Annotated in this window: 23 protein-coding genes; 16 read left to right on the top strand and 7 right to left on the bottom strand. The window is 36.3% G+C overall.

Annotated elements, in window-relative coordinates; translation table 11 throughout:
* Positions 1-4 precede the first annotated feature (4 nt).
* The 4 genes from AAGF08_RS15140 to AAGF08_RS15125 all read right to left on the bottom strand — a co-directional run bounded on the left by AAGF08_RS15140 (position 5) and on the right by AAGF08_RS15125 (position 3,752).
* Positions 5-604: an SGNH/GDSL hydrolase family protein gene (locus AAGF08_RS15140; RefSeq protein ID WP_343512118.1), complete on the bottom strand. Its 600-nt coding sequence runs from the start codon at positions 602-604 to the stop codon at positions 5-7.
* Between the two features lie 153 nt (positions 605-757).
* Positions 758-1,054, bottom strand: coding sequence for a chaperone modulator CbpM (locus AAGF08_RS15135; protein WP_343512117.1), 297 nt, complete (start codon positions 1,052-1,054; stop codon positions 758-760).
* Entirely contained in the window at positions 1,047-1,961 is a 915-nt protein-coding gene (locus AAGF08_RS15130; RefSeq protein ID WP_343512116.1) for a J domain-containing protein, read from the bottom strand. The genes AAGF08_RS15135 and AAGF08_RS15130 overlap by 8 nt, the downstream gene beginning before the upstream one ends.
* Positions 1,962-2,285: 324 nt before the next feature.
* The gene (locus AAGF08_RS15125; protein WP_343512115.1) at positions 2,286-3,752 is read right to left on the bottom strand and encodes a sulfatase; all 1,467 of its coding nucleotides are present in this window, start codon (positions 3,750-3,752) and stop codon (positions 2,286-2,288) included.
* Positions 3,753-4,012: 260 nt separating this feature from the next.
* Here AAGF08_RS15125 and AAGF08_RS15120 point away from each other — a divergent pair, with 260 nt between their 5' ends.
* A complete protein-coding gene (locus AAGF08_RS15120) occupies positions 4,013-4,399 on the top strand; it encodes a cupin domain-containing protein (protein WP_343512114.1) in 387 nt (128 codons plus the stop codon).
* Between the two features lie 152 nt (positions 4,400-4,551).
* On the opposite strand, the gene AAGF08_RS15115 is transcribed toward AAGF08_RS15120, so the two are convergent.
* Positions 4,552-5,769: a serine hydrolase gene (locus tag AAGF08_RS15115; protein ID WP_343512113.1), complete on the bottom strand. Its 1,218-nt coding sequence runs from the start codon at positions 5,767-5,769 to the stop codon at positions 4,552-4,554.
* A 172-nt stretch (positions 5,770-5,941) separates the two neighbouring features.
* Between AAGF08_RS15115 and AAGF08_RS15110 the strand changes: the two genes are divergently transcribed.
* Positions 5,942-7,192, top strand: a complete 1,251-nt coding sequence (locus AAGF08_RS15110; RefSeq protein WP_343512112.1) for an NAD(P)/FAD-dependent oxidoreductase — start codon at positions 5,942-5,944, stop codon at positions 7,190-7,192.
* Positions 7,193-7,299: 107 nt separating this feature from the next.
* Positions 7,300-7,635, top strand: a complete 336-nt coding sequence (locus AAGF08_RS15105; protein WP_343512111.1) for a zinc ribbon domain-containing protein YjdM — start codon at positions 7,300-7,302, stop codon at positions 7,633-7,635.
* Between the two features lie 66 nt (positions 7,636-7,701).
* Here AAGF08_RS15105 and AAGF08_RS15100 read toward each other — a convergent pair whose 3' ends face one another.
* Positions 7,702-8,628, bottom strand: a complete 927-nt coding sequence (locus tag AAGF08_RS15100) for a ThuA domain-containing protein (protein WP_343512109.1) — start codon at positions 8,626-8,628, stop codon at positions 7,702-7,704.
* A gap of 81 nt (positions 8,629-8,709) precedes the next feature.
* Here AAGF08_RS15100 and AAGF08_RS15095 point away from each other — a divergent pair, with 81 nt between their 5' ends.
* The 4 genes from AAGF08_RS15095 (at position 8,710) to AAGF08_RS15080 (ending at position 13,616) form a co-directional block, all read left to right on the top strand.
* Complete coding sequence (locus AAGF08_RS15095; protein WP_343512108.1) at positions 8,710-9,678, top strand: PmoA family protein; 969 nt, start codon at positions 8,710-8,712, stop codon at positions 9,676-9,678.
* A 43-nt stretch (positions 9,679-9,721) separates the two neighbouring features.
* Positions 9,722-11,092: a Gfo/Idh/MocA family oxidoreductase gene (locus AAGF08_RS15090; protein WP_343512107.1), complete on the top strand. Its 1,371-nt coding sequence runs from the start codon at positions 9,722-9,724 to the stop codon at positions 11,090-11,092.
* Between the two features lie 4 nt (positions 11,093-11,096).
* Positions 11,097-12,449 (top strand): putative oxidoreductase C-terminal domain-containing protein, encoded by a 1,353-nt coding sequence (locus AAGF08_RS15085; RefSeq protein WP_343512106.1) that lies wholly within the window; start codon positions 11,097-11,099, stop codon positions 12,447-12,449.
* 219 nt (positions 12,450-12,668) lie between these two features.
* A complete protein-coding gene (locus tag AAGF08_RS15080) occupies positions 12,669-13,616 on the top strand; it encodes an aldo/keto reductase (protein WP_343512105.1) in 948 nt (315 codons plus the stop codon).
* Positions 13,617-13,690: 74 nt separating this feature from the next.
* On the opposite strand, the gene AAGF08_RS15075 is transcribed toward AAGF08_RS15080, so the two are convergent.
* Positions 13,691-14,311, bottom strand: coding sequence for a phosphoribosylanthranilate isomerase (locus AAGF08_RS15075; RefSeq protein WP_343512104.1), 621 nt, complete (start codon positions 14,309-14,311; stop codon positions 13,691-13,693).
* Positions 14,312-14,439: 128 nt separating this feature from the next.
* On the opposite strand from AAGF08_RS15075, the gene AAGF08_RS15070 reads away from it, so the two are divergent.
* From AAGF08_RS15070 to AAGF08_RS15030, 9 genes are all read left to right on the top strand, one after another.
* On the top strand, positions 14,440-15,105 hold the full coding sequence (locus AAGF08_RS15070) for a hypothetical protein (protein ID WP_343512103.1): 666 nt from the start codon (positions 14,440-14,442) through the stop codon (positions 15,103-15,105).
* Positions 15,095-16,747, top strand: coding sequence for a S8 family serine peptidase (locus AAGF08_RS15065; RefSeq protein WP_343512102.1), 1,653 nt, complete (start codon positions 15,095-15,097; stop codon positions 16,745-16,747). Before AAGF08_RS15070 ends, AAGF08_RS15065 begins: the two co-directional genes overlap by 11 nt.
* Positions 16,748-16,776: 29 nt before the next feature.
* A complete protein-coding gene (gene rpe / locus AAGF08_RS15060) occupies positions 16,777-17,436 on the top strand; it encodes a ribulose-phosphate 3-epimerase (protein WP_343512101.1) in 660 nt (219 codons plus the stop codon).
* Between the two features lie 113 nt (positions 17,437-17,549).
* Positions 17,550-18,059 (top strand): hypothetical protein, encoded by a 510-nt coding sequence (locus tag AAGF08_RS15055; RefSeq protein WP_343512100.1) that lies wholly within the window; start codon positions 17,550-17,552, stop codon positions 18,057-18,059.
* Between the two features lie 89 nt (positions 18,060-18,148).
* Positions 18,149-19,165: a hypothetical protein gene (locus tag AAGF08_RS15050; RefSeq protein WP_343512099.1), complete on the top strand. Its 1,017-nt coding sequence runs from the start codon at positions 18,149-18,151 to the stop codon at positions 19,163-19,165.
* Positions 19,166-19,261: 96 nt separating this feature from the next.
* Entirely contained in the window at positions 19,262-21,814 is a 2,553-nt protein-coding gene (gene gyrA / locus AAGF08_RS15045) for a DNA gyrase subunit A (RefSeq protein WP_343512098.1), read from the top strand.
* 26 nt (positions 21,815-21,840) lie between these two features.
* On the top strand, positions 21,841-23,055 hold the full coding sequence (locus tag AAGF08_RS15040) for a tetratricopeptide repeat protein (RefSeq protein ID WP_343512097.1): 1,215 nt from the start codon (positions 21,841-21,843) through the stop codon (positions 23,053-23,055).
* Between the two features lie 200 nt (positions 23,056-23,255).
* Positions 23,256-24,398 (top strand): acyloxyacyl hydrolase, encoded by a 1,143-nt coding sequence (locus tag AAGF08_RS15035; protein ID WP_343512096.1) that lies wholly within the window; start codon positions 23,256-23,258, stop codon positions 24,396-24,398.
* 75 nt (positions 24,399-24,473) lie between these two features.
* A complete protein-coding gene (locus AAGF08_RS15030) occupies positions 24,474-26,936 on the top strand; it encodes a PIG-L family deacetylase (protein WP_343512095.1) in 2,463 nt (820 codons plus the stop codon).
* Positions 26,937-26,998: the final 62 nt, after the last annotated feature.

Here is a 26,998-nt window from a genome sequence, read left to right as displayed (position 1 = left end):
TAACTCAAAAAAAATCCATAATCGCCGTAGAGATTACTGAATGCCCTTTTTCATTTGGGTGATTGCCCTGAGACATATAATCAGCGACGCAATCACAATTTTTTTGAATTTCTTTAAAAAGACTATAGCTGTCCACAAGTCCTACCTCATATTCTTGAGATAATTTTATTATTTGGTTGCTATGCTGCTCCAACTCGTTGTCTGCTTTTGTCAGATCAATTTTTAGATCAGGTGATGGGGTCAAGAGGATAACTTTAACTCCATCTTTCAAAGCTTGATTTATCATCTTTTTCCAAGCTTTCTTCGATTTTTCAAGACCAATTCTTCTATCATTTAGGGCGTAGTCAATAAATAATACATCGGGTTTATGCGTCAGTACATGACTTTTGAATCGCTCTTCACCGCTAATTGAGTTTTCGCCACCAATTGAGGTGTTAATAATATTGATTACTGCAAAAGGATATTTCTTTTTGAGTTCATTTAATACCTGAAATGGGTAGGATTTTAAGGTGTTTACAATTGGAGTTTTGAAATAACCTGCAGGAACACTATGGCCGTGAAAAACCAAATTTATTGTCCGATTATTGGGCCACTTTTTAGTCATTTCAAACTTTATATCCTTTAGGTACTCAGAAGTTATTGGAGTAGAATGAGGGCGATAAAAATAATTTGAGCTTGATACCAGTAGAAATACAAAAGACAGCAGAAATTTCATAGGAATAATTCAAGTTTTAGAGTTTGTTGAAAAAGCCTTGCCTTAATCACTTTCATAAAGCTTCAATCTATTTTTCAGTATTGAAACTTCCTTTCGCAATTCTCTTTCTTTTTCTAGCAAATTGAAGATGACATCTATCGCCTCTAAATTCAAATCTAAATCATGGTGAAGTCGAATAATCTTTTCTAAATCACTTATTTGATCTTGGTGGATAAACTGGTCTTGCTCTATTTCCTCAATTTGGATCAGCCCCATTTTGCTCAGCTCATTTACAAATGAAATTTCGATCTCGTAATGAGTGCAGATGGTTTTTGTTGATATGAAATGTGCCTCAATCATTTTTTCTCAATTTTTGTAGTTCCTTGAATAATTCCTTTTCCTTTTCTGATAATCCAGTTGGAGTTTTTAGATGGTAGGTAAGAATCAAATCACCAAATTTCCCTTCTTTTTTATACACCGGGAATCCTTTTCCTTTTAACCTGACTTTAGTTTCATTTTTTGTTTCTGGCTGGATTTTAAGCTTGACTTTGCTGTCAAATGTGTCTACGACGATTTCTCCACCTAATATTGCGGTGTATAAATCCAATTCAACATCCTTATATAGGTTATCGCCATCGCGTTTGAAATCGGTATTATTGGCAATAATAAATTTGATATATAGATCTCCATTTGGTCCTCCATTGAGACCAGGGCCACCATTCCCTTTGATTTTTATAAGTTGCTCGTTTTCAACTCCAGCGGGTATTGTCAATCTGATTTTTTTATCGTTGACAGTTAAAACCTGTTTTTGCGTGGTGTAAACATCCCTCAGATTTAAATGCAATTCCGCATTATAGTCTTGTCCTTTGTATTTTGGAGCTTGTCGATTTCTAGATGAAGTTCTGCCACCTCCAAACATTGATTCAAAAAAATCAGAATAATCCTGTCCAGAAAATCCCTCTTGCCCTCCAAAACCACCTTGCCCGCCGCTATATTGGTAGTTTTGTTGTCGTTGACGTTGGGCTTTTTCAAATTCCTCTCCATGTTTCCAATCCTTTCCATACTTATCGTATTTCTTACGATTTTCCGGATTGCTCAATACTTCATTGGCTTCATTGATTTCTTTGAATTTCAATTCAGCTTCTTTGTTGTCTGGGTTTAAATCTGGGTGATATTTTCGGGCTAGCTTTCTATAGGCTGTTTTGATATCCTTTTCTGTAGCAGTTTTTGGTATACCCAAGACTTGATAATAATCGATAAATGCCATTTGTTTGATTTACTTTTTGATAGCCTTAAAATTTCGTCATTTTGATTTGCTTGTATTTGATGTTTTAAATTAATTATTTTTAATCAGTCAATAATTCCATTAAAGGATTTTTCCCTTGTGTCTTCCATCACCAAAATACTAGATAAGTTTTATAATTCCTCAAATGGATATGCTCCATCAATTGGAATGTAAAGTTGATTTGATGTAAGTTTCCATTCGGTTTCAGGTTTAGATATGTGGTTTTACCAGTTAATGATTATTCAGAACATTTTGAGTGGATCCATATTGCTCCAAAATGAATGGTTTCATAAAAATTCATTTTAATTAATTGGAATATGGGTTTTTCCCCCACTCATATCTTCTTTCTTGATCAAATGCGGGGTTTGGAATTGGGAATTTTGCATTTGTGTTTTTTTGCCATTCTTTCAGTTTTTCTTTCATCTCTAAAAACTTTTCAGGAAAACTGTATTTGAGATCAGTCATTTCACTGATATCATAAGTAAGATTGTACAAATCATATTCCCCGGAAACTAAATTTTCTATGATTTTCCAATCCCCTTTTCTCAATGCTGACATAGGTTCCTCATGGTGGTATACAGGATAATGGGTGAAAATCTCCCGCTCCAAATCAAATTCGTTTTTTGTCAAAGCAGGTAACATTGAAAAACCATCAAGGGTCTGACCTTTTGGTCTATTTCCATTTGATAATTCCAGAAAAGTTGGATAGAAATCCACGCTTGAAACAATAGCATCTGATGTAACACCGGCTTTTATTTTGCCAGGCCATTTAATGATCAATGGTACCCGAATGCCACCTTCATAAAGCGTTCCTTTTCCAGCCCTCAAAGGATTGTTTTCTGTTGCGATGAATCTAAGTGGATTTCCTTCTGGATAGATGTCTTTACTTTCCCCACCGAGTAAGGGAATATTATCAAAGCGGTTGTCAACTCCTCCATTGTCCGAATAAAAAATAAATAAAGTATTATCCCCGATCCCGAGATCCTCAATCGTCTTCATAATCCTACCGACACTATTGTCCAAATGCTCAATCATAGCTGCATACACCGCATTGCTGGGATAATCAGGATCCTTTTCCTTGTTTAAGTATTTATTAATTAGATCTTTATCAGCGTCTAGCTGCACATGAACATCATAATGGGAAATAAAGAGAAAAAAAGGCTTCTTCTGATTTTCCTCGATAAAATTTACTCCCATATCGGTAAGTGCAACACTTAACCTTTTGTCTTTATCTCCCTCATATTCAGGTAAAAACTTTGGGTTGTAAAAACCTCCTCCCACATAAGTATGTGCCTTGTCGTATCCTCTATTATTTGGTAAATGCTCCTCCTGGTTTCCTAAATGCCATTTTCCAAAATATCCAGTCTTATATCCTGCAGATTGCATGGATTCTCCAATTGTGGTTATTTGATTGGGAAGGTGCTGAACGTCATGATGCGGTACAACCACCTTTTCATATGGTCTCCAATGTCCAGGAATAAAATCAAAAATTCCCACTCTGGCGGAGTATTGACCCGATTGAATACTGGCCCTAGTTGGAGAACAAACTGGTGCAGCATAGGCATTTCGAAATAGCATTCCCTGAGAGACCAATCGATCAATATTAGGTGTCTCATTGAATCGATTACCATAGGCAGGCAAATCCCTTCCACCCAAATCATCTGCCATAATTAAAACTATGTTAGGTTGATTTTGAGCATAACTAGTGATGGTAGTCCATGACAAAAAAATTGCAATGGGTAGAAGTAAGAATTTCTTTATTTGATGTTTCATGGTTTTGGGCTGGATGTTATCTTAAAAATTACAAGAATCTAATCACATAAACTTTATAAGTTCCATTATAAATTCCAAGGAGTCTAATCAAAAGATATCATCTATTCCTCGTTAAAATGTTGATTATTAGAATATATAGACTACCTTAAAGAGAGTTGGACATTTTTTATATCCTTGAATTTTTCATTTTAGGATTCCTCAAAGCCTTACCTAGTTTTTAACCAGTATATTTTATATCTAATCTATTTAAAGAATTCATTATGAAAATTGCAAAAGAAGATATTCAAGTAAAAATGGAGATCCCGGGAGCCGTCATCCGTCAACAAACTGGTTTTGGAGATGCAACAGGCTATGGGAAAATCAGTGGAGAGTATTTTAGTCTTTCAGCAGGAGTGGACACTACTCCTTTATTCATGGGGTTGGAAGGTAATTTATGTCAATGCCCTCATTGGGGATATGTCCTAAGTGGTCAAATCACCACGACTGATGCCGAAGGAATTGAAGAAGTAGTGAATGCCAAAGATCTTTTTTATTGGCCGTCTGGTCATAACGTAAAAGTTAATGCAGACGCAGAAATAGTCATGTTTAGTCCTCAAAATGAGCATTCACATGTTATCAATCATATGATTGAAATGGTTAAAGGTTAAGCTTTAAGTAATTTTTATTATAAAAATTTCCTCAAAGACTTTTAGAAAACTTTCGTCTTTGAGGGAATCATTTTATTAAGGTTGCTTTGATCCATTCATTTGAATTAAAAAAAGCACTTTTCACCGCCTAATCTCACTTTGATACATTTCCATTACTTATTTAAACTTTCCAGTACTAGTCTTACCAGTTCGTTTTTATCAGCATTAGGAATCCATCTCGCTACGATCACCAAATCATTTTCCTGATCCACATAAATCATATTCGTACCTGCTCCAATGTGGGCAAAGGCAGATGAGGGGGCGGCAGGAATAAACTTTTGGCCATTATTAAGGAAATAATTCATAAAACCATAGCCAGGATTGGCTGGGGTAGGGGTCTTGGATTTTTCTATCCATGAGATTGGGATTAATTGCTTATCATTCCATTTCCCATCATTTAGTGTTAAGTAACCAAATCTTGCCTGATCCCAAGCTGAAAGCATCATTCCTCCGCCCCAATGTGATCCTCCTGAAACGGATTGCATGATTTGACCGTCTATGATTACAAATGAATTCTCATAACCAGTCCATCTCCAGGTGTCACTTGCCCCGATAGGGTCCATAATTTTTGATTTTAAAACAACAGGAAGAGGTTTTCTCCAAACGTTCATCAATGCCAGTGCAAGGACATTCACTCGCGTATCGTTGTACTCATAGACTGATCCAGGAACTGTTTGTGGTCTTATCCTTTTCTCTTGGACACCTTCTCTAGGTCTATCTGCCCAATCAGGCTTCCCCCAAAGGCTTCCTTCCCAATCGGAAGTTTGTCTTAACAAATGATCCCAAGTGATGGTGCGGTTATGCTCTGTATTGAAAAGTTCAAATGTGTCTTCATCTTCAAAATGATCTGCTTTATTTATCATCAATTTGGCCGGTTCGTAAGGGTAGATTGGAGCCATGTATGGATAAACCAAATCCTTTTCAGATTTGATCAATCCTTCTTCAACTGCTAATCCGGCGGTAGTAGATAGAAAACTTTTTGCTACAGAAAAAGTCAAATCTACTCGATTGGGATCTCCCCACTGGCCGACTACATATCCTTTGTAAATTATCAATCCTGTGGCAGCACCTCTAATTTTCATAGGTCCGATAGGGAATCCAAAAGGCTCTCTTCCAAAAGCACTTTCGTAATGGGCTATTTTTAGATTCGGGTTCGCATCGCTTTCATGTTCGATTGCAAAATTTATGGCCTCTTGAATTTTATCTGGATTGAGTCCAAGTTCAGCCGGTGACTTTACTTCCCAATTGCCTTTATCTGGGAAATATTTTTGTGCATATAGGATTGAAAATAGCCCAAAGAAAATAGTAAGGGTGAGAGTTGATTTTTTCATCATTAAACGGTTTTATGCGAGTTTACGCAAATTTTATTTCGCTATATAAACCGTTTGTCAATTCTAATTCTTTAATTTTTTAAAACTCTTTTACTCAAGCTATGTTAAATTCAAAAGCTTTGAGTTTTTTTGCAAAAGGGGAATTTTAAAGCTTTATCAACCCCAACCAAGAATGAAAGATCAGAAAATATATATAATCGGAGCTGGCTTGTCCGGTCTTGTTGCAGCTATAGAATTAGAGAAAGCGGGATTTTCTCCTGTTATTTTAGAAAGTTCAGATAAAGTCGGAGGCAGGATGAAAACTGATAAAGTAGATGGCTATTTACTAGATCATGGTTTTCAAGTGATTTTAACTGCCTACCCAGAAGTTAAACGTTATTTGAATTTGCCTGCTTTAAATCTTAAAACCTTCGATCCTGGAGCAGTAATTTTTGATAAAAATGATTCTTACATCATTTCTGACCCTCTTCGAAATCCTCTTAAGGTAGTAGGCATGGCCTTTTCTCGAGTGGGGACATTTTTGGATAAAGTGAAAATGTTTACCCTGACCCAAGAATTAAAAAAGAAATCCATAGAGGATATTTTTAATGAACCCTCTGTACCTACGCTTCAATATTTGAAAAATTATGGCTTTTCGGAGTTAATCATTTCAAACTTTTTTAAACCTTTTTTCAGAGGCATTTTCCTGGAAAAACATTTGAATACTTCTGCGAGAATGTTCGAATTTGTTTTTAAAATGTTTTCATTAGGACATGCAGCTGTACCTGAGAAAGGGATGCAGGAAATTCCAAATATGCTAAAGCAACAGTTGAGCACAACGCAGATTTACTATAATTCACCTGTTGAAAAAATCGAAGGTCAATCAATAACTTTGAAAAATGGGGAAGTTCTTGAAGCAGATAGAATTTTGGTTTGTACTCAACCAGATCATGTAATGCCACAGATGCAGGGACAGTTTGGGAAACCAAAACAAGTAATCAATTTGTACTTTTCTCTCCAAAAGTCTTTTATGGCCAGACCAATGATTGGTTTATTGCCAGGTGACAACCATATCGTGAATAATATTGTCTTTATGGATGATGTTTCTGAAGCCTATTCAAGTAATGACAGATCGCTGTTATCTGTGTCGGTTTTGGAGAGTGATTTGGAAGAAAAACAATTGGTTAAAGCCGTTCAAGAGGAATTGGAAAAAATTTCTGGAGTTAAAGCTGAATATTTTAAATTTATTAGGGCCTATTACATTAAACATGCATTACCCTTCTTAGATGATATGAAGGCCACGATTCCTATTACTGAATGCAAAATTACTGATCATATTTTTTTAGGAGGGGATTATCTTCTTAATGGTTCTTCCAATGCAGCGATGACTTCAGGAAGGTTAGTGGCAGAGGCTGTTCTGTTGAGTTATACACCAACTCATTAATTGAGATAAAATTTTAGATTCAGGAGATCGAGTTCTATGAAACTGGTAGAAGATGGTTTTTAAGGATTATAGAACTTGAGCCTAAAGAAAACCCCTATTTTTGCAGCATGGAAAATATACCGCCTTGCCCATCCTGCAAATCCCCTTATGCTTATGAGATGGGTGCCAAATTCGTTTGTCCAGAATGTGGATTTGAATGGATTCCTGAAGCCGAAGCGGAGGAAGAAGGATTGATCGTAAAGGATGCAAACGGAAATTTATTGGCAGATGGCGATGCTGTAGTAATCGTTAAAGATCTTCCCGTCAAAGGTGCGCCTAAACCTATTAAGGCTGGGACAAAAGTAAAAAGTATTCGATTAGTGGAAGGAGATCACAATATTGATTGCAAAATCGAGGGCTTTGGTTCCATGGCCTTAAAAAGCGAGTTTGTGAAAAAAGCCTGATTAAATGTGAAATGAGAAATAAGAAGTACGATATTTTATAAATTCGTACTTCTTATTCCAAACTTCTCAATTTCCAATAGGAGTCTCATCTACCTTTACATCTCCTACTAGGTATTGCATTCCGTCCAGATAGAACTGTAACAAGTCTGGATTTTCGAAGCTTTGAGCATTATGAGAAGGGGCACTGTATAGCACGCGTCCTTTTCCATCTTTTCTGATCCAAGCCACATAAGTTACTCCTTCAGTCAATTCCTGACCTTTTTTTTGGCCTTCAATTTCCGAATTATTGAAATATAATAGTGGTTTGAAATCTAATTCATCATAAGCATTTTTATAAAAATAGGGCTCATCTTTATGTACAAAGCCTTCATTAGGAAATGCCTGTACTAAAGGATGATCCGGATCAGCTAGACGAACGTTGATTGGCTGTTGCTTTGGATGATAATCGAATGAGCCCCCGAGGAGTCTGGAAAATTCCATGGAATTGTTTAGTGTTGTATTGCCTCCGTGAATAACGAAAAGTCCACCGCCTTTTTTCACATAGTTTATTACGTTTTTTTCTAGTTCTGCAGCTTTTTTCCAAACAGAAATACTATCCATCTCCCCATTCTCATTAAGTTTGTCGACAAATAAATTTCTATAAGTTGGTTTTGAATTCGTGTTGTTGAAGACAATCATATCGAAATCTTTTAATTTATCTTTTTCCATCATCGCTAAGTCCGTACTTGAGCTTACTTCAAATGCTCCACTTTTCTCACCAAGGATTTTAAACATAGCCTCTGTATGAGGATTAACCCAATGCCAAAAGCCTGTATGAAGAGAAAATACAAGTACTTTCTTTTTGTTTTTAAAAGGGAATGTGGCCTTTTCAGGCGCCAGACTTTCAATCTTAGCTTTCCACTCTGAAGTTAATTCCTCTTCTGGCATGCTTTGGGCCCCCGCCGAACTGATCATGAAAATGAAAACGATTGCGTAGAAAATACTCTTCTTCATATGTAATTGGGATAAATGCAATTAGTCATTAGTTTAGATTTCAATATCTTTAAAAAACTGACCCAATAACCAGATTTTTCTATGATTATCAAAAGAATATTATACGGATTGATTGTGCTATTAATACTGCCTATGGCAGCTTTTGCGCAAAAAGTCACTCTAAAGGAGACAGTGACAGGAATTGATTTTATACTTGGAAATCAACGGGTTTTGACTTATCAAACTGCTATAGAACCTGTGCCGGAAGGGGTTAAATCTGACTATGCAAAATCTGGCTTTATTCATCCATTGACTTCTCCATCCGGACAGGTTTTGACTAGGATTCAACCAAAAGACCATTATCACCATTATGGAATTTGGGGACCTTGGACCAGAGCGACTATTGGTGGAAGAGAGGTTGACTTTTGGAATTTGGCCGATCAAAAAGGAAGGGTTGATTTTGATAAGATTGTTGCGGAAAAGGAAGCTGGAGGAGTTGCTGAATTGACGGTTAGACAAAAACACATCGACTTAAAAGCTCCAGATGATGAAAAACTGGCGATTTCAGAAGATTTGACTATTAAAGTGATGCCAGTAGATAAAGGGCGTTTTTTGGTAGATTATACTTCTAATTTTTCTACCAAATTGAAAGATGGGATTTTGTTGGATGCGTACCGATATGGGGGTGGATTAGGATTTAGAGCAACAGAAGTTTGGGGTTCTGATAACAGCACAGTTCTAACGTCAGAAGGAAAGGATAGAAAAGCTGCAGATGGAACGGAAGCCAAATGGGTTATTGTAAAAGGAGAATCAGATTCTCCCAAAGGTCAAAGTGGTCTGCTGATTATGAGTCACAACACCAACAAAGCTTTCCCTGAACCTCTAAGGGTTTGGCCGGAAGAAAATTACGATAGAAAAGGAAATGTATTTGTGGAATTTACCCCGATTAGGCATGAATCCTGGGAAATTCTTCCAAATAAGCGATATACATTGAAATATAGAATGATCGTATTTGATGGTGATCTTACTGCTGAAGAAGCTGAAAGTTATTGGAGATCATTCGTCAAATAAATTTTAAAAAAATAAATAGACCCAAACGTTAACTCATACAACCGTGAAAAGAAGAACCTTTATAAAAAATGCAGGAATGGCAACTGCAGCATTTGGAATTCCCACTATTGTGCCTGCCTCAGTTTTTGGTAAAAATGCTCCTAGCAATAGGATACAAATAGGGCAAATAGGATGTGGGAGGATTGCAAGAGACCATGATATTCCTGGTACCTGGAGACATGCAAATGCAAGATATATTGCTGTTTCAGATTTGGATTCCAATCGAATGCTAGATGGGAAAAACCTGATTGAAAACTATTACGCTAAAAATGAAAATGAGGCGGCTGGAGAAATAAACCACTATGGTGATTTCAGGGAGATGCTTCTGAATAAGGAAATCGATGCGGTAGTGATCAGTACACCAGATCACTGGCATTCCCAACCTGCAATGATGGCAGCCTTAGCCGGCAAGCACGTTTACCTTCAAAAACCTACTTCTTTGACGATTAGAGAAGGCAGACAATTAGCTGACGTAGTAAAGAAAACTGGAGTAAAACTTCAATTAGGAACCCAGCAGCGTTCTAGTGAACAGTTCAGAATTGCTGCTGAACTGGTAAGAAATGGTCGAATAGGAAAGTTGCATACAGTGAGAATTGGCCTTCCTGGGGATCCTTCAGGACCAGAGGCACCAACTATGCCGGTCCCGAAAAATTTGAATTATGACATGTGGCTTGGGTCAACTCCTGAAGTACCTTACACTGAAATTGGTGTACACCCACAAAAAGGATATGGAAGACCAGGTTGGTTAAGAATCAATCAATTTGGAGCTGGGATGATTACTGGATGGGGGCAGCATCATTTTGATTCTGCAGCATGGGGAATGGATACAGAATTGACCGGCCCTAGATATATTGAGGCAGTTGCTGAATTCCCTCGCTCAGGTCTTTGGAATGTGCACGGTGATTTTATGGTAAAAGCAGAATATGATAATGGCATTCATATGTTTACAAGTGGAGGGTATCCCAATGGAATCCGATATGAAGGCACGGATGGTTGGATTTGGGTTTCAAGAGGTAATTATGTGGCATCATCCAGTGATCCTGTTGCTCAAGGTGAGAGTGCAAAAGCCCTAGATGCCTCAGACCCTGCAATTCTAAAATCTGTAATTGGACCGAATGAAATTCATTTACAAAAAAGTTCTGAACATCATGGTAACTGGCTAGGTGCTATTCAGGGTGAAAATGAATTGCTTTCACCGGTAGAAATTGGCCATCGGGCCTGCTCGGTTTGTTTGGTGAGCCATATCGCAATGCAGCTGGGAAGAAAACTGGAATGGGATCCTATTTCAGAGCGTTTCGTAAATGATGACGAAGCGAATACCTACTTAAGTAGAGAGCAAAGAGCACCTTACGGTACAAATTATGTTAAAATATAAATTCATGTCTAAGCTTAAGTTAATTGCAGTTGTTGTCATTCTCTTACTTTTTCAAAACTGTGACTCTGCTCAGGAAAAAATGGATGAACCGAAAGCAAGAGCACCTTTACAAATAGTAAGTCTTGATCCCGGACATTTTCATGCTGGATTAATTCATAAGAGCATGTATCCAGAAGTTGATTCAACAATTCATGTTTATGCTCCCGAAGGAGAGGAACTTCAGGATTATTTAAAAAGAATTGCTGGGTATAATGAACGAGCAGAGAATCCAACAACTTGGAGTTTAGAAGTTTATACTGGAGATGATTTCTTGCAGGAAATGATCAAAGAAAAAGCAGGGAATGTGATGGTGGTAGCCGGAAAGAACGATAGAAAGATCGACTATATTATTGCGGCTTTAGAAAATGGAATGAACGTTTATGCAGATAAACCATTAGTTATCAATCCTGCCGGTTTTGAAAAATTGAAGAAAGCATTTGACTTGGCAGATGAGAAAGGTTTACTCTTTTATGATATCATGACAGAGCGGTTTGAAATCTCTACGATCCTTCAGAAAGAACTTTCCATGATGCCTGAAGTATTTGGAGTTTTAGAAAAGGGAACCTTGGAAAATCCAGCAATTACAAAAGAATCGGTGCATCATTTTTTCAAATATGTATCGGGAGTTCCTTTAGTTCGTCCCGAGTGGTTTTTTGATACAGAAATTGAAGGTTCTGGTTTGGTTGATGTTACAACTCACCTGGTAGATTTAGTACAGTGGGAGTCCTTTCCAAATGAGGTGCTTGATACAAGTGATGTAGAGATGTTACAAGCAGAATTACTTCCTACTTCCTTAAATTATGATCAGTATCAATTAGTTACAGGAAAAACACCTCCATTTGGGAAAGGAGAGACTTTAGATGTCTTAGCCAATGGTGAAATGAATTATACTTTGAAAGGTATTCATGCTAAGGTCTCTGTGAAATGGGCCTACCAAGCTCCTGAAGGTACTGCAGATACGCATTATAGCATCATGCGGGGCACTAAAGCCAATTTAATAATTCGTCAGGGAGAAGAAGAGAATTATAAACCAGTTTTATATGTAAAACTTCTGGACGGACAAGATGATGAATTAAAAAATGCAATTGATTCAGTTCTTCAAGGTAAATACCCTGGTATAAGTCTTAGCGAATCGAGCAATGGAGAATATAAAATAGAAGTTCCTGACTCATATTCAGTGGGACATGAGGCTCATTTTGCTCAAGTGACTGAGAACTATTTGCAGTTCTTTAAAGACGGGAAAATGCCAGTTTGGGAAGTGCCAAATATGATTGTGAAATATTATACAACAACAAAAGCTTTCGAAAAAGCTCAATAAAAATTAAGACCTCACAAACAGTGAGGTTTTTTTTATGTTAAATAAGTGTGGAAAAAGTCAAGTTATAGGACTTATTTAGCTATTTATTTAGTTTTAAAGAACTTGAGTTTCAAACTAATAAATACTTGCTTAGATGAATAAGCATATTTTCTACCTAAATTTAAGTTTCAACTTATTATTTTAAACTAGAACAGGGAGTTTGTCACTCCCCAAAAAACCATGAAAAATTTAACTTTTGAGAATGGAGATAAATTGCCAATTATAGGTCTGGGAACTTGGAAAAGCGAGCCAGGTATAGTAAAACAGGCAGTTTATTGGGCAATAGAAGTCGGATATCGGCATATTGACTGCGCCGCAATTTATGGAAACGAAAAGGAAGTTGGCGAAGGAATAAGAGAAGCGATTAAGAATGGACTTGTCAAAAGGGAAGAGTTATTTGTGACTTCAAAACTTTGGAATAGCTCCCATAAATATGAAGATGTTAAACCGGCTTTGGAGAAAACACTTTCGGATTTAGGATTAGATTATGTGGATTTGTATTTAGTCCATTGGCCAATTGCCTTTAAACGAGGGATCGGATTTGCCAAAACCCGGGATGAGTTCTACACCTATTTAGATGCTCCTTTGACGCAAACTTGGGAAGGAATGCAAGCCATAAAGAATGAAGGTTTGGCTAAGCATATTGGAGTTTCAAATTTCAATCAAGATAAACTTCGGGAAATAATGGGGATTGGAGGTCAAAAACCTGAAATGAACCAGGTTGAAATGCACCCTTTTTTACCTCAAAAAGGTCTTGTCCAATTCTGTAGGGAAAATGGAATCCTTATGACAGCTTACTCGCCATTAGGTTCACCGGACTCAAGAAATGATTCCCATAAGAATGACCCTGTGCTGCTAAAAAACCCTCTAATTAAGTTGATTGCCAAAAAACATGGAATCAGTCCAGGACAAGTTTTAATAGCTTGGTCTGTAGCTAGAGATATTGCAGTAATACCTAAGTCTGTGAATAGAGAACGGATAAAAGAAAATCTTGAATCAATAAATGTAAATCTAGATCAAAAAGACTTAATTGAATTAAAGGACATAGGAGTTGACTTCAGATTCATTAATGGATCATTTTTCACAGGACCTGAAAGTCCTTACAATCTTTCAGATTTATTTGAATAAAAAAAGCCCGATTAATGGCCTTGCTACCAATTAGAGTAAAACTTTTTGATGCAAATCATGATCGGGCTTTTCTTTTATTCTTCGATTTCTAAAACTTCCAATATATCTGCCAGCTCGTCAAAATCTTTTAAGCCTGGTTTAATCTCTTTTCCCCCTTCAAGAACAATTCCTTTTAACTTTAAAGTATCTATCAGGCCGATCACATTGTCAGCTGACAATCCTGCCCCCAAAATCACTTCACATTTTTCAGTTAACTTTGAAATAACTTCTTTATCACTCTTGGTTAGGGGATCATCATTTGAAGTAATATGAAAAAGTATGCCTTCCTTTTTTAGAATGGTGGCTATATCTGATTCCATGTGCCTAACTTCTGAAAGATCTTTTTTATAAATAGGTTTAAATCCGGCTTCTTTAAGCATTACGAGATCATCAATTCTAGTATGTTCAACCCAATTTATTGATGGGTAACTTTTTAATATTCCCAAAGCGTCTTTAGCTGGTAATGAACTAAATTCGCCAACAAATTCAAGTCCTGAAACCCATCCTGTGATTTCCTGAAATTGAGCGGGTGTTACATATTTTTCGGAATTTTCTTCAACTGCAAACCCAATTAAATCTACATACATGCCAGCACAATATCTGGCATCACTTAGATTTGTAACACCACTTATTTTTACAAATGTTCTTAAAGCCATTTCTTATTTTTTACTGCTGTAAAGGTAAACAGGATGATTGGGCTAGGAAAAGAAAAAGTAATATTGTTAACCAAATAGAAAAATGTAAAATAGGATATAAAGTGTAATTTTAGACTTTACCCCGCACCATGAATCGATTTGTGTTTTTTATTCTTTTGATAATAATTTTCTCTCAGGTGGGTTGTAGCCGAGAAATTGAGGAAGGGTCTAAAGACTTTGGCTTTGATTTTCAGCCTTTGGAAGTGGGAGATTATTGGATTTATTCAGTAGATCAGACCATTTATTTTGGAGAAAATGATTCGGAAGATGATAGCTTTTTTTACAGAGATCGTATTTTCTCTTTTTATATCAACGATGCAGGTGAGCAGGTTTTTATTATTGAAAGAAGTAAGTCTTATGATAAATCAGATTGGTCCCCGGTTGAGAATTACACCATGCTTATTCGAGGTAATTCTCTTATCAGGACTATTCAAAATCAGCCTTCGGTAGTTTTGGTTTTCCCACCAAATGAAGGAGTCAGATGGGATTCAAATATCTATTTTGAATCTCCTGAGGATGAATTTGAAATTAAATATTTTTCAGGTAGTCCAAATTTGATTCAGATAAATCAGGAGGAAGCAGATGATTTGGTTACTTACAGAGATAATCGCTACGAGATTTTCGAACGGGGTGTTGGTTTGATAGAGGATTATGAAGAAGTATTAACTTATTGTGCACGAAACGATTGTTTGGGAAATCAGTTAATAGATGGTGGAACTAAAACACATATGAAAATTACCGATTATGGTAAATAATAAAATTCTGTTTTTGGCAATCATCTTTTTGGGCTCATTCGGGTTTTCAATTGCTCAAGATCGATATGCGGTTTTTTTTAAATATAAACCACAAGAGACTTTCTCTTTCACCCAACCTGATCAATTTCTGACTCAAAAGGCATTAGCGAGAAGAGATAGGGAGGGAGTTTCCATTGACTCCTTGGATTTGCCTGTTTCTCAGAAATATATCGATGGGCTTGCAGATAAGGCAGACTTAATTCTGTATTCAAGTAAATGGATGAACGCATTGTTACTTGTGACGGATGAAGAAGGAGCAAAAGAAATGGAATCATTGTCATATGTGGATAGAGTAGAACTGGTGGCTTTTGATTTCATTCCAAATTCAAATTCCCGATTTGTAAGGAAAATTTTCAAATCAGTAGGAATTAATATTTCAATACCTTCAAATAATAGAAAACTTCAGGCTAATGAAAATCCATATGATTTTCAAAATAATTTATTGAGAATTCCCGAAATGCATGAGGCAGGTTTTACTGGAAAAGGGGTGACAATAGCTGTTTTCGATATTGGATTTCCTGGAACTGATAAAGTAGCTTCATTATCCCATTTATTTATAAATGACAAGATTTTAGCAACCAAAAACTTTGTAAACCCTTGGTCTGAAACCATTTATTCTTTTCACCAGCATGGCACAAATGTTTTATCTCTCATTGCTGCGAATGAAGAAGGGGTTTTGGTTTCCGGTGCACCTGATGCCAATTTTATATTAGCTATAACTGAAGAAGATCCTACAGAATATAAGATTGAGGAATACAATTGGGTAAAAGCTGCAGAGTTTGCAGATAGTTTGGGGGTAGATATTATAAATAGTTCAGTGGGATACTATGATTTTGATGACCCTGCAATGAATTATACTTTGGAGGATCTAGATGGGAAAACTACAGTAATAGCCCGTGGGGCCAATATTGCAGCGCAAAGGGGAATCCTTATAGTTAATAGTATAGGCAATTATGGATCAAAGGAATCTAGTTTAACTTCACCTGCTGACTCAGACTTAGTTTTGGCTGTGGGATCAGTAGATAAAGATTTAGATGTCTCTGATTTCAGTTCAAGGGGGCCTACAGGGGATGGAAGGATTAAACCTGACTTAGCTACCTTTGGAAATGGAGTTGCATTGATCAGATCAAATGGCAATCTTAGTTTTGCAAATGGAACATCTTTTACTGCTCCTCAAATTACTGCATTAGCTGCAGGTTTATGGGAGGCAAAGCCTGAATGGACGCGAGCCGAATTGGTGGAAAATTTAATTCGAAGTGCAAGTCAGAGTGATGAGAAAGATAATTTGATAGGATACGGAATTCCTAATTTCTATGATGCTTATTATGGAGAAATCTTAGCCGTTTCAGAAAATGAGGAAATTATTTGGAAAGTATTTCCTAATCCGATGGTGAAAGATGATTTGAAAATTTATTTTGGCACAGAAATTAAGGCTGAGTTTACATTATTGGATATGAATGGAAAACAAATATATTCCTCAGTCTTGTATAGAAATAGCCCCAAGGATTCTTACCGAACTTCTTTACAAGGATTGAAATCAGGTTTTTACATTGTTCAAATGCAAGATCAAAAGGATCTAAAGCGAACCAAATTATTTAGATAGAAATTAGAATAACGGATTAAACAAATACTATGTCTCCTTTGATTGCCCCCTCTATTTTAGCCGCGGATTTTGCGAATCTTCAGAAAGAGGTTGAAATGTTAAATTCTTCACAGGCAGATTTTATCCATATTGATATTATGGACGGTGTGTTTGTCCCTAACATTTCTTTTGGAATTCCTGTCACTCAAGCGATAAAAAGGCATGCTAAGAAGCCACTTGATGTTCATTTGATGATTGTAGAACCAGATCGCTATTTGGAGGCATTTAGAGATTCAGGTGCAGATATCATATCTGTTCATCATGAAGCTTGCCCTCATTTGCACCGGACATTACAGGTCATTAAATCACTTGGTGCAAAAGCTGGCGTTGCAATTAACCCTCACACAAACGTTGAATTACTAAGAGATGTGATCCAAGATATTGATATGGTTTGTTTGATGTCAGTAAACCCGGGTTTTGGTGGGCAAAAATTCATAGAAAACACGTATGGAAAGATCTCAAGATTAAAAGACCTGATTTTGGCTTATGGAGCAAGTACCAAAATAGAAATTGATGGCGGAGTAAATATCCAAAATGCCTCAAAATTAATTGCGGCTGGTGCAGATGTATTAGTGGCAGGTAGCTTTGTTTTCAATTCTCCCAATCCTATTAATACGATCAATGAATTGAAGTCAATCCGGTTGATATAGGATTTTTGGCAACCGTTTATCCAAAAATATCTTAATTAACCTGAAATGTCTTGATTTTTTGGCTTATGCTTTATTTATTGAGCACATTACGAAAACTAAAATCAGAGAAGATTATGAAAAAAGTATTGTTGTTTGGAGCGTTTTTCGCGTGTTTGGGAATGACAGGTTTTGCGCAGGAAGCAGCGGAAGAAGTTACAGATGAGGAGTTGACAAAATTTGCTCACGTAGAGGTGATGACTTCCGAGTATGTAGACTCAAAAACTGAAGAGTTGAGAGCTATGATCCTCGAAAATGAAATTTTCCAAGGAGGTGCTAGATATAATGAAATCAAAGCAGCTTGGGGAGATGAAGCAAAAATGGCGGAAGCAGAAGTAACTGAGGAGGAAAAAGCAGCTTATCAAGCAGTACAAGATTTTCAGAATTCTCTTCAAGACGTGGTGAAAGATTATAAAACGGAATTAATTATGAATGATTCTATTTTGGGAGCTTCTACCTATAACAAAGTAAATGGAGCCCAGAAATCTGATCCAGCTGTGAAAGAAAGATTAGACGCTTTGATTTCCGAATTGAAAGCAAAGAATGAAAGCGAGAAGGAAGACGGAAATGAAGGGGACGGAAAATAAGATTTTACAAACATTTTAAATTAAGCCTCCTTTGTGGAGGCTTTTTTTTTAATTTCACACCAAGACAGCCAATTATTCGTTAGTTTTCTATGATGTTAAAAAAGTCGTTTCTATCTCTATTATTTACCTGTTTATCTTTTTTTGCTATAGCTCAAGAGGAGGATATTTTTGGAATTTCAGAAAAAGCCAAAAATCCTAAAAGTGAAAGTGGGCTTGGGAATATTACCAGAAATGTTTTAGAGATGTTCAGTTTAGAACTTTCTACAGGAGCGGCTTATAGTCAGTTTTCAAATAGTTTTTACACTCCAAATCCAGAATTATATCCATTGACCCAATTCCAGAATTTTGATAATCCTCTCGATATTTCAGAAGAAAATCCACTGGAATTGAAAAGTAATGATTGGGTTTTTCCGGTTTTTAATGCAGGCCTTAGAATTAATTTATTCAACCTATTGACAATTGGAGGTGGTTACGGTCAAGAATGGGGTGATATGTCTACCATGAGAGGTGGGGATTTTGAATTTCCATTTGAAGGAGGATCCTACCAGGCCAGTAAATTATATGGAACAGTTGGATTGGTACTTTATGATGCAAAGAGAAGACAGTCTTTTCTAAAGTGGAAATACAGAAAATATGCTTCTGCAAATTATTACATGCAATCTGAACTTACACAAAGAGCAAGACAGGTTTATCCTTGGAGATTTATTTTAGAAGGAGAATTTGGGCAATTGAAAATGAAGAATTTTGTTGATGAAAGCCTAAATTCTGATGGTATGTACGAGCCAAAGCTTGCGGTAGGAGATAAACCCTATATGGGGATAGCTTTAAGGATTGAGAGAGATTTTTCAGAATACACAAAAATGTTTGTCAAAGGCGGAGCTGAATTTAGAGATTTTACCTATTCCGCAAATGACTTTTCTGAGGTTCAAAACTTAAAACAAACCCTTTATGGAATGCAGTTGGGATTTGCAATTCGATTCCCAGGTACAAAAAGATGTAAGATTGCAGGCTGTGGAGTAGTGATGAAACATATGCATAATGGCATAGAATATAGAGGAAGTGGTATTTTTAATTATCAGAACAGAAAAGTAGGTCAATGGTATTAACTTTTTAAAGACTTTTTTTCAGTTTATTTTCTCTTTTCAAAACCATTGGGTTTTTACTATCTTGCAGCCTAATAATCGACCCCAGAAAAGCACTATATGGCTCAAGGAGAAAACGAGAACATCATACCAATTAACATTGAAGAGGAAATGCGAGGAGCTTACATCGATTATTCGATGTCAGTTATTGTTTCCAGAGCACTTCCAGACGTCAGAGACGGAATGAAACCAGTTCATAGAAGAATCCTTTACGGGATGCAAGAACTTGGCGTATTACATAACAAACCTTATAAGAAATCTGCGAGAATCGTAGGTGAAGTACTCGGTAAATATCACCCTCATGGTGATTCTGCTGTTTATGACACCATGGTTCGTATGGCTCAGCCTTGGTCTCTTCGCTATCCTTTAGTGGATGGACAAGGAAACTTCGGTTCGATAGATGGAGATAATCCAGCTGCGATGCGTTATACAGAGGCACGTTTGAAGCGCATAGCTGAAGAACTGCTAATTGATATCAATAAGGAGACTGTAGATTATCAATTCAACTTTGACGATTCGTTAAAAGAGCCAGTTGTATTACCGGCTAAAGTGCCAGCATTACTATTGAACGGTGCCTCAGGAATAGCAGTAGGTATGGCGACGAATATGGCGCCCCATAATTTGGGAGAAGTTATTTCCGGGATTATCGCCTATATCGACAATAGAGAAATTACAATTTCTGAATTGATGGAGCATATAATAGCTCCTGACTTCCCGACTGGTGGAATTATCTATGGCTATAATGGAGTTAAAGCTGCTTTCGAAACTGGCCGAGGAAGGATAGTCATGAGAGGTAAGGCTAATGTGGAGACTAAAGATGGAGGAAACAAGGAGATGATTGTCATCACTGAGATTCCTTATATGGTCAACAAAGCCAACATGGTTGAGAAAACAGCTCAGCTGATCAATGAAAAGAAAATAGATGGAATTTCTGCAATCCGAGATGAATCGGATCGATCAGGGATGCGAATCGTTTATGAATTAAAGCGTGATGCAATTCCTTCAGTAATTCTCAACAATTTATATAAGCATACGCAATTACAGACATCTTTCTCAGTGAATAATGTTGCCCTTGTAAAAGGAAGACCTTATACACTAAACCTAAAAGATCTGATTACCCATTATGTCGATCATAGACATGAGGTTATTGTAAGAAGAACAGAGTATGAGTTAAGAGAAGCTGAGAAAAGAGCACATATCCTTCAAGGTTATTTAATCGCTTTAGATCATTTGGATGAAGTGATTGCTTTAATCAGAAATTCTGCTGATCCAGAAACTGCCAGAAATGGATTAATTGAAAGGTTTGAATTAAGTGAAATTCAGGCAAGAGCGATTCTCGATATGAGATTGCAGCGTTTGACCGGAATGGAGCGAGATAAAATTATCCAAGAATACAAGGAGATTATGGCTCTTATTGAGGAGCTTAAATTCATTCTTGAAAATGAGGATAAGAGAATGGAAATCATTAAAGAGGAACTGACGGAGATGAAAGATCGTTATTCTGATGATAGACGTACTGAAATAGAGCATAATGCAGAGGATTTCAGTTATGAGGATATGATTCCAAATGAGGAAGTTGTGATTACGGTTTCCCATCAAGGATATGTGAAGCGTACTGCTTTAACAGAATATAGAACGCAAGGTAGAGGAGGAGTTGGTTCCAGAGGGGTTAGCACCAAGGAGGATGACTTTACAGAATACTTGTTCACGGCCTCTACTCATAATTACTTATTGATCTTTACAGATAAAGGGAAATTATTCTGGTTAAAGACATATGCCATTCCTGAAGGATCCAAAACTTCTAAGGGAAGACCAATTCAAAACCTGATAAATATTGAGTCAGATGATAAAATCCGTTCAATTATTCAGGTGGATGATTTGAATGATCAAGATTATATTAATAACCATTTCTTGATCATGGTCACTAAACGTGGAATCATTAAGAAAACCACTTTAGAGCAATATAGCAGACCTAGGTCCAATGGTATTATTGCTTTAAATATTCGGGAGGATGATCAACTGGTCAGAGTAGATATGACTAATGGGTCTCAACATATTGTAATCGCTGCAAAATCTGGTAGAGCAATTCATTTCCCTGAAACTGCTGTAAGACCGATGGGAAGAACTGCTACAGGAGTGAAAGCAATAACTTTACAAGGCGATGATGATAATGTGATTGGCATGGTTTGTGCCTCAGAAGAATCAGCTACTCTGTTGGTCGTTTCAGAAAATGGTTACGGAAAACGTTCCTATTTGAATGAATACAGGATTACTAATAGAGGAGGTAAAGGAGTAAAAGCAATGAATGTGACCGATAAGACCGGAGCTTTAGTTGCGATAAAGGAAGTGACGGATTCTGATGATTTAATGATTATTAACAAATCCGGAATTATTATTCGAATTTCCATGGAAACTCTAAGAATAATGGGTAGAGCGACACAAGGAGTTAGATTGATAAAAGTAGGAGATGAGGATAGTATTTCATCAGTAGAAAAAATCACGAGAGAAGATGAAGAAGAAGATGTGATTGAAAACTCTGAAGAAAATTTGGAAGAGAATCCTGAAATAAATAATGAATCTCCAGAAACCGATGGAGATGATCCAAAAGAATAACCAAACAAAAAAAGTAAACGCTAATAATGAAGAAGCTAATTCTATCAATGGCCCTAATTGGTGCGACAACCTTGGCCTTTGGACAAAAAAAAGTAGTAAGGTCAGCAGAAAAAAACTTCAAATCAGGTGATCTTAAAGAAGCATTGACTGATATTGAAGCTGCAACAGCTGATCCGGAAACAGGTTCTGATCCTGAAACATATTTTATAAAAGCTCAGATAGAAACCAAGATGTTTGGGAGTGATTCCAGTAACACCAAACAAAATTATGAAATCGGTAAGGCAGCTCTTTCCACTTTCATGAAATCTTTTGAGATGGGAGGTTCTGATAAATCTTCAGGTATCGGTGAAGATATTTGGGAAGAAGATATAACAGGAGTTCCTGATAATTTAAGACCGTATTCTATCAATACTCTTAAGAATACCTCTTTCGATAAAGCGATTGAAAGATATAATGAGGGAGATCAAGAAATGGCTTATTATTTCTTTGACCTTGCAGGAGATATTGCACCTGAGGATACTACTATCCATTATAATGCAGGTTTTTTAGCAAATGATCTAGAAATGTATGAAGAAGCAAAGAAACACTTTAACTTACTTTTGAACGTAGATGAATATAATAAATTAAATACTTATTACTTCATGGTTCAAATCTTAAGTGGAGCTGAATCTAATCCAGAAGGTGCTTATGACATGGTCATGGCAGCTAGAGAAGATTATCCTGAAGATAAAATTCTCGCAGAATATGAAATTCAGTTATTACTGCAATTAAATAAAATGGATGAAGCGATGGCTTCAATTCAAGAAGCACTTAAAAACGATCCAAACAATGCAGCTATTCTACTGAGATCTGGCTATTTAAAAGAAAAGTCTGGCGATATGGAAGGTGCACTTGCAGATTATAAGAAATCTGTTGAAGCTGATCCTGAGTTCTATGACGGCAACTTCTATACAGGTGCTTTGATGCTGGATAGAGCAAGAGAAGTTCTTGCTGAATTAAACAGTTTATCAGACGAAGAGTGGGAGAAGAGATCTGAAGCAATGGGTAAAGAAGCTGATGGATATTACAGAGATGCAATTCCTTACTTCACAAAAGCATTGGAAATCCGACCAGATAATACAGATGTAATGGAAGTACTTTTCCAAGTACATACAAGACTTAAAAATGAAGCTGAAGCTGATAAATACAATAAAAAGCTGATCGAATTAAAAGGTCCAAACTGGATGGAAGGAGGAATGTAATCCTCAAAATTAAATCAAAGCCAACCTTCGGGTTGGTTTTTTTTTCTCATTGACCATTTTTCGATTTACTTAGGTTCATATTTTTCGAGTTTTAAATTAATTTTTAAATCCTGATCAAATTCAATCGAATTGAATTCCCTGTATTAAGGATATTCTTTTTTTATTCCTTTTATATTTGTGTTTCAATTGTGAGTTTTGCGATGCCAGTTAAAATCAAAGCAGTTTTCTTTACTGTTTTAGTTTCAGTGATTTCTTATCAAGCGATTGGACAATCTAAGTTTCAAAAGTCTTTTGTTATAAGCTATGAAAATGGTCCTCTTTTGGGGAATGGAAAAGACTGGGCAAACCAAATCAAAGAAACTGAATCATATAGTGGTGTAGATGTAAGGTTTGAGTGGAGAAAAGTGAAAAATACTTTTCACAATTATTTGTATAGATATCCAAGTATGGGGTTCGGATTTAGTTCTTTAGCTTTTCATTCTGAAAAGCTAGGTAGGCCCATGGGGATTTATGGGTTTGTAGAATTACCATTTACAAGAAGGGGAATATATAATAAGTTCTATCTAAGCTATTTTGGGCAAATAGGACTTGGTTTTCATATCAAGCCATATGATCCAGAAACAAACCCCATCAATAAATTTGTAGGTTCAAATCTAAATAGTTACATCCATTTAGGATTCAAAGCCAATTACGAGTTAAGCCAAAGGGTAAGTTTAGTGGGGACAATTGGATTAAAACACTTTTCAAATGGGGCCATTAAAAAACCAAATGCTGGGATAAACTATGCGCCAATTGGATTTGGGATAAAAACTAAGTTAGGAAAGGTTCAGTCTTTGCCAACTGAGCCAGTTTCTTACCCTGATCTTGAAAAGAGAGGTTTCTGGAATTTAGCTTTGTACTTAGGGACAAAAAATTATGAAATAGGAGACCCAACCTATTTTAGAGGAGGATTAGGAATAAATTATTTGTGGGAAGCATCTTATAAATACCGGATAGGTCTTGGGATTGACTGGTTTTATGGAGCTGGGATTAAGGATAGATGGCCCAACCAAAATACTGGCTTTTTTGATGCTAATTCTTTTGCATTAGTGGGCTCATGGGAATGGAAAATAAATGAACATCTATATGCTCCTGTAGCCTTTGGGGTATATTTTAATCAATCAGAGTTCAATCAGGAAGTATCTTGGTTTTATGAGCGGGTTGGCGTAAGATATAGGTTTGATAATAATGTTTTTATGGGAATTCAGATAAAAGCCCATAAAGCCAAAGCAGATTTTTTTGAATTCACTTTTGGTTATACGATTCCAGGAAAAATTAAATATACGAGACCAGGAAATAAATAAGATTCCCCATTAATCACAAAATATTTTTATTTGAGACTGGCTTAATTTAGCTTGTAGACTTTATTAAGCCCATTTATGATAAAATCAACTTTATTTAGTGCTTTAACACTAATTATCACACTTTACACCTTTAGTTTTTTAAATGCCCAGTCAATTCCTTCTTCTGAGTTATATCAGAAGTTAGAGCAAATAAAAGAAACCCGTAGAGTTCTATATGTTGCTGCCCATCCAGATGATGAGAATACAAGGCTGATTTCCTATCTGGCAAATGGAGAAAATGTTCAAGTTGCATATTTAAGTTTAACAAGAGGTGATGGAGGCCAGAATTTAATTGGAAAAGAATTAGGAGTTAAGTTAGGGCAAATTCGTACGCAGGAATTGCTTCAAGCTAGAAAAACAGATGGTGGACGACAATATTTTTCACGTGCAATCGATTTTGGATATACAAAGACTCCTGATGAAACTTTTCAAAATTGGGATAGGGAAAAAGTTTTATCGGATGTAGTTTGGGTTATTAGAAATTTTCAACCCGATATTATCATAACGAGGTTTAATACAATCCCAGGAGGTGGAAATCATGGGCAGCATACCACATCTGCCATCCTAGCTGGAGAAGCCTTAAAAATTTCAGGAGATCCAACTGTTTATCCAGAGCAATTGAAATATGTGAAACCCTGGAAACCTAAGAGGGTCTATTGGAATACTTATAATTTCAGAGGAGAATTCACAAAAGTCGAAGGTGAGCAATATTTTGAATTCCCAACTGGCAATTATAACCCTCTATTGGGAGAAACTTATAGCCAGATAGCAGCTGATAGTCGAACGATGCATAAATCACAGGGCTTTGGAAGTACTGCAACAAACGGAGAGGCTTTGGATCACATTCAGTATGTAAGTGGTGAAGATGCAGTAAATTCAGCTTTCGATGGTGTCAAAAATAGGTGGGAAACAATTTCTGGAGGAATGGAAATCGAAGCTTTAATCGATATGGCTTCAAGGGATTTTGATTTTAAGAAACCTCAAAATAATATACCTGCTCTTTTAGAGATAAAAACTAAATTGGAAACGCTGCAATCTGACGAGATATGGGTTAAGGAAAAGATTTCTTCTTTGAATTCTCTGATTTTAGCATCCTTAGGTGTTGAAGCTGAATGGAATATTCAAAAAGAGTTGGGATATCCCGGTGAAAGTATTTCAACTTATTTGGAAATAACTAATCCATCTGATGGAAATCTTAAAATCATTTCCTTTGAGACTCTTGGTGAAAAAAGAGATTTCAATAAAGAAATTTCAAAGAATATTTTATTTGGAAATAAAATTGATCTAAAAATACCCGAAGATGCCCCACTTTCACAACCTTATTGGTTGAAGGAACCTTCTGATGGAGCTTTATATCATGTCAGTGATCAGTTGGAAATTGGTCAGCCATTTGAAAATGACCAATTAGAAGGTAAGATGACTATTCAGTATGGTGGAAAAACCTTTGAAGTGGAATTGCCATTAATGTTTAAGTATAATAGTCGAGTTGATGGAGAAGTGAAACAACCGTTTACAATAGTTCCTGAAATTGATATTGTTATTTCTGACGAAAATGTATTTCTTTTGGAAGGTGAAAGCCAAAAATTAGTAGTTACTGTAAATTTTTCAAATGAGATAGTTGAAGGTGATTTAAAATTTGAAAACTTAAATTTAGATCAATACGAAATCGTCTCTGAAGCGAAAAATGATGCGAATAAGCAACTAATTTATGAAGTTGCTTTCATGCTGGATGGAAATCAAAAACGAACTGTTACTGCTCAATTTATTACCGCTTCTGGACAGACTTTTAATCAAACTACTAATAGAATTTCGTACCCACATATTCCAAACCTTACTTATTTCAGTCCTGCATCTGTAAATTTAATTAAAGCGGACTGGAAAATTTCAGGTGATAAAATTGGATATATTGAAGGGGCTGGGGATGATGTGCCAAGTGTTTTGACTTCTCTCGGGTATCAAGTTTCATATATAGGGCAAGACGATTATTCGCTTGATTATTTAAGCCAGTTTAAGGCTATAATAGTTGGAATTCGTTCCTATAACACCAATACAGATTTGATTGAAAACCAACAAGTTCTAATGGACTATGTTAAATCTGGTGGAAATCTAGTTGTTCAATATAATACTTCAGGTGGTCTTTTATCAAATGATATGGGGCCATATCCTTTTAGCCTTAGTCGTGATAGAGTAACCGTAGAAAATTCCCCTTTCCGAGCTGATTGGTCTCATCCGGTTCTATCCACACCAAATCAGGTGACTTCTGAAGATTTTGATGGATGGGTGCAGGAGAGAGGATTATACTTTGTTACTGATATTGCTAAAGAATACAGTACTCCATTGGAGTTTCAAGACCCGGATGAAGAGTTTAAAAATGGATCTTTGATTTATGCTGAATATGGATCAGGACATTATATTTATACTGGGATTTCATTTTTTAGAGAGTTGCCTGCAGGTGTTCCAGGTGCTATTAAATTATTTATCAACTTAATAGAACAATAGTTTTGGAAGAAAAACCTATTCGTTGGCAAAACCTATATATAGGACTAATTGCTGCCCTTATT

Source organism: Algoriphagus sp. SE2 (genome assembly GCF_039563885.1).
Taxonomy (GTDB): Bacteria; Bacteroidota; Bacteroidia; order Cytophagales; family Cyclobacteriaceae; genus Algoriphagus.
Note: the sequence above shows the minus strand (reverse complement) of the source record. Positions and strands in the feature narration are given on the sequence as shown.

Bases quoted from the DNA above. Each gene is read 5' to 3' on its own strand.
- AAGF08_RS15130 (WP_343512116.1), bottom strand. From the start codon at position 1,961: ATGGCATTTATCGATTATTATCAAGTCTTGGGTATACCAAAAACTGCT.
- AAGF08_RS15095 (WP_343512108.1), top strand. From the start codon at position 8,710: ATGATTATCAAAAGAATATTATACGGATTGATTGTGCTATTAATACTG.
- AAGF08_RS15075 (WP_343512104.1), bottom strand. From the start codon at position 14,311: ATGGCTTTAAGAACATTTGTAAAAATAAGTGGTGTTACAAATCTAAGT.
- AAGF08_RS15080 (WP_343512105.1), top strand. From the start codon at position 12,669: ATGAAAAATTTAACTTTTGAGAATGGAGATAAATTGCCAATTATAGGT.
- AAGF08_RS15035 (WP_343512096.1), top strand. From the start codon at position 23,256: ATGCCAGTTAAAATCAAAGCAGTTTTCTTTACTGTTTTAGTTTCAGTG.
- gyrA (WP_343512098.1), top strand. From the start codon at position 19,262: ATGGCTCAAGGAGAAAACGAGAACATCATACCAATTAACATTGAAGAG.
- rpe (WP_343512101.1), top strand. From the start codon at position 16,777: ATGTCTCCTTTGATTGCCCCCTCTATTTTAGCCGCGGATTTTGCGAAT.
- AAGF08_RS15105 (WP_343512111.1), top strand. From the start codon at position 7,300: ATGGAAAATATACCGCCTTGCCCATCCTGCAAATCCCCTTATGCTTAT.
- AAGF08_RS15100 (WP_343512109.1), bottom strand. From the start codon at position 8,628: ATGAAGAAGAGTATTTTCTACGCAATCGTTTTCATTTTCATGATCAGT.
- AAGF08_RS15085 (WP_343512106.1), top strand. From the start codon at position 11,097: ATGTCTAAGCTTAAGTTAATTGCAGTTGTTGTCATTCTCTTACTTTTT.
- AAGF08_RS15065 (WP_343512102.1), top strand. From the start codon at position 15,095: ATGGTAAATAATAAAATTCTGTTTTTGGCAATCATCTTTTTGGGCTCA.
- AAGF08_RS15040 (WP_343512097.1), top strand. From the start codon at position 21,841: ATGAAGAAGCTAATTCTATCAATGGCCCTAATTGGTGCGACAACCTTG.
- AAGF08_RS15030 (WP_343512095.1), top strand. From the start codon at position 24,474: ATGATAAAATCAACTTTATTTAGTGCTTTAACACTAATTATCACACTT.
- AAGF08_RS15055 (WP_343512100.1), top strand. From the start codon at position 17,550: ATGAAAAAAGTATTGTTGTTTGGAGCGTTTTTCGCGTGTTTGGGAATG.
- AAGF08_RS15110 (WP_343512112.1), top strand. From the start codon at position 5,942: ATGAAAGATCAGAAAATATATATAATCGGAGCTGGCTTGTCCGGTCTT.
- AAGF08_RS15050 (WP_343512099.1), top strand. From the start codon at position 18,149: ATGATGTTAAAAAAGTCGTTTCTATCTCTATTATTTACCTGTTTATCT.
- AAGF08_RS15120 (WP_343512114.1), top strand. From the start codon at position 4,013: ATGAAAATTGCAAAAGAAGATATTCAAGTAAAAATGGAGATCCCGGGA.
- AAGF08_RS15070 (WP_343512103.1), top strand. From the start codon at position 14,440: ATGAATCGATTTGTGTTTTTTATTCTTTTGATAATAATTTTCTCTCAG.
- AAGF08_RS15135 (WP_343512117.1), bottom strand. From the start codon at position 1,054: ATGATTGAGGCACATTTCATATCAACAAAAACCATCTGCACTCATTAC.
- AAGF08_RS15115 (WP_343512113.1), bottom strand. From the start codon at position 5,769: ATGAAAAAATCAACTCTCACCCTTACTATTTTCTTTGGGCTATTTTCA.
- AAGF08_RS15140 (WP_343512118.1), bottom strand. From the start codon at position 604: ATGACTAAAAAGTGGCCCAATAATCGGACAATAAATTTGGTTTTTCAC.
- AAGF08_RS15125 (WP_343512115.1), bottom strand. From the start codon at position 3,752: ATGAAACATCAAATAAAGAAATTCTTACTTCTACCCATTGCAATTTTT.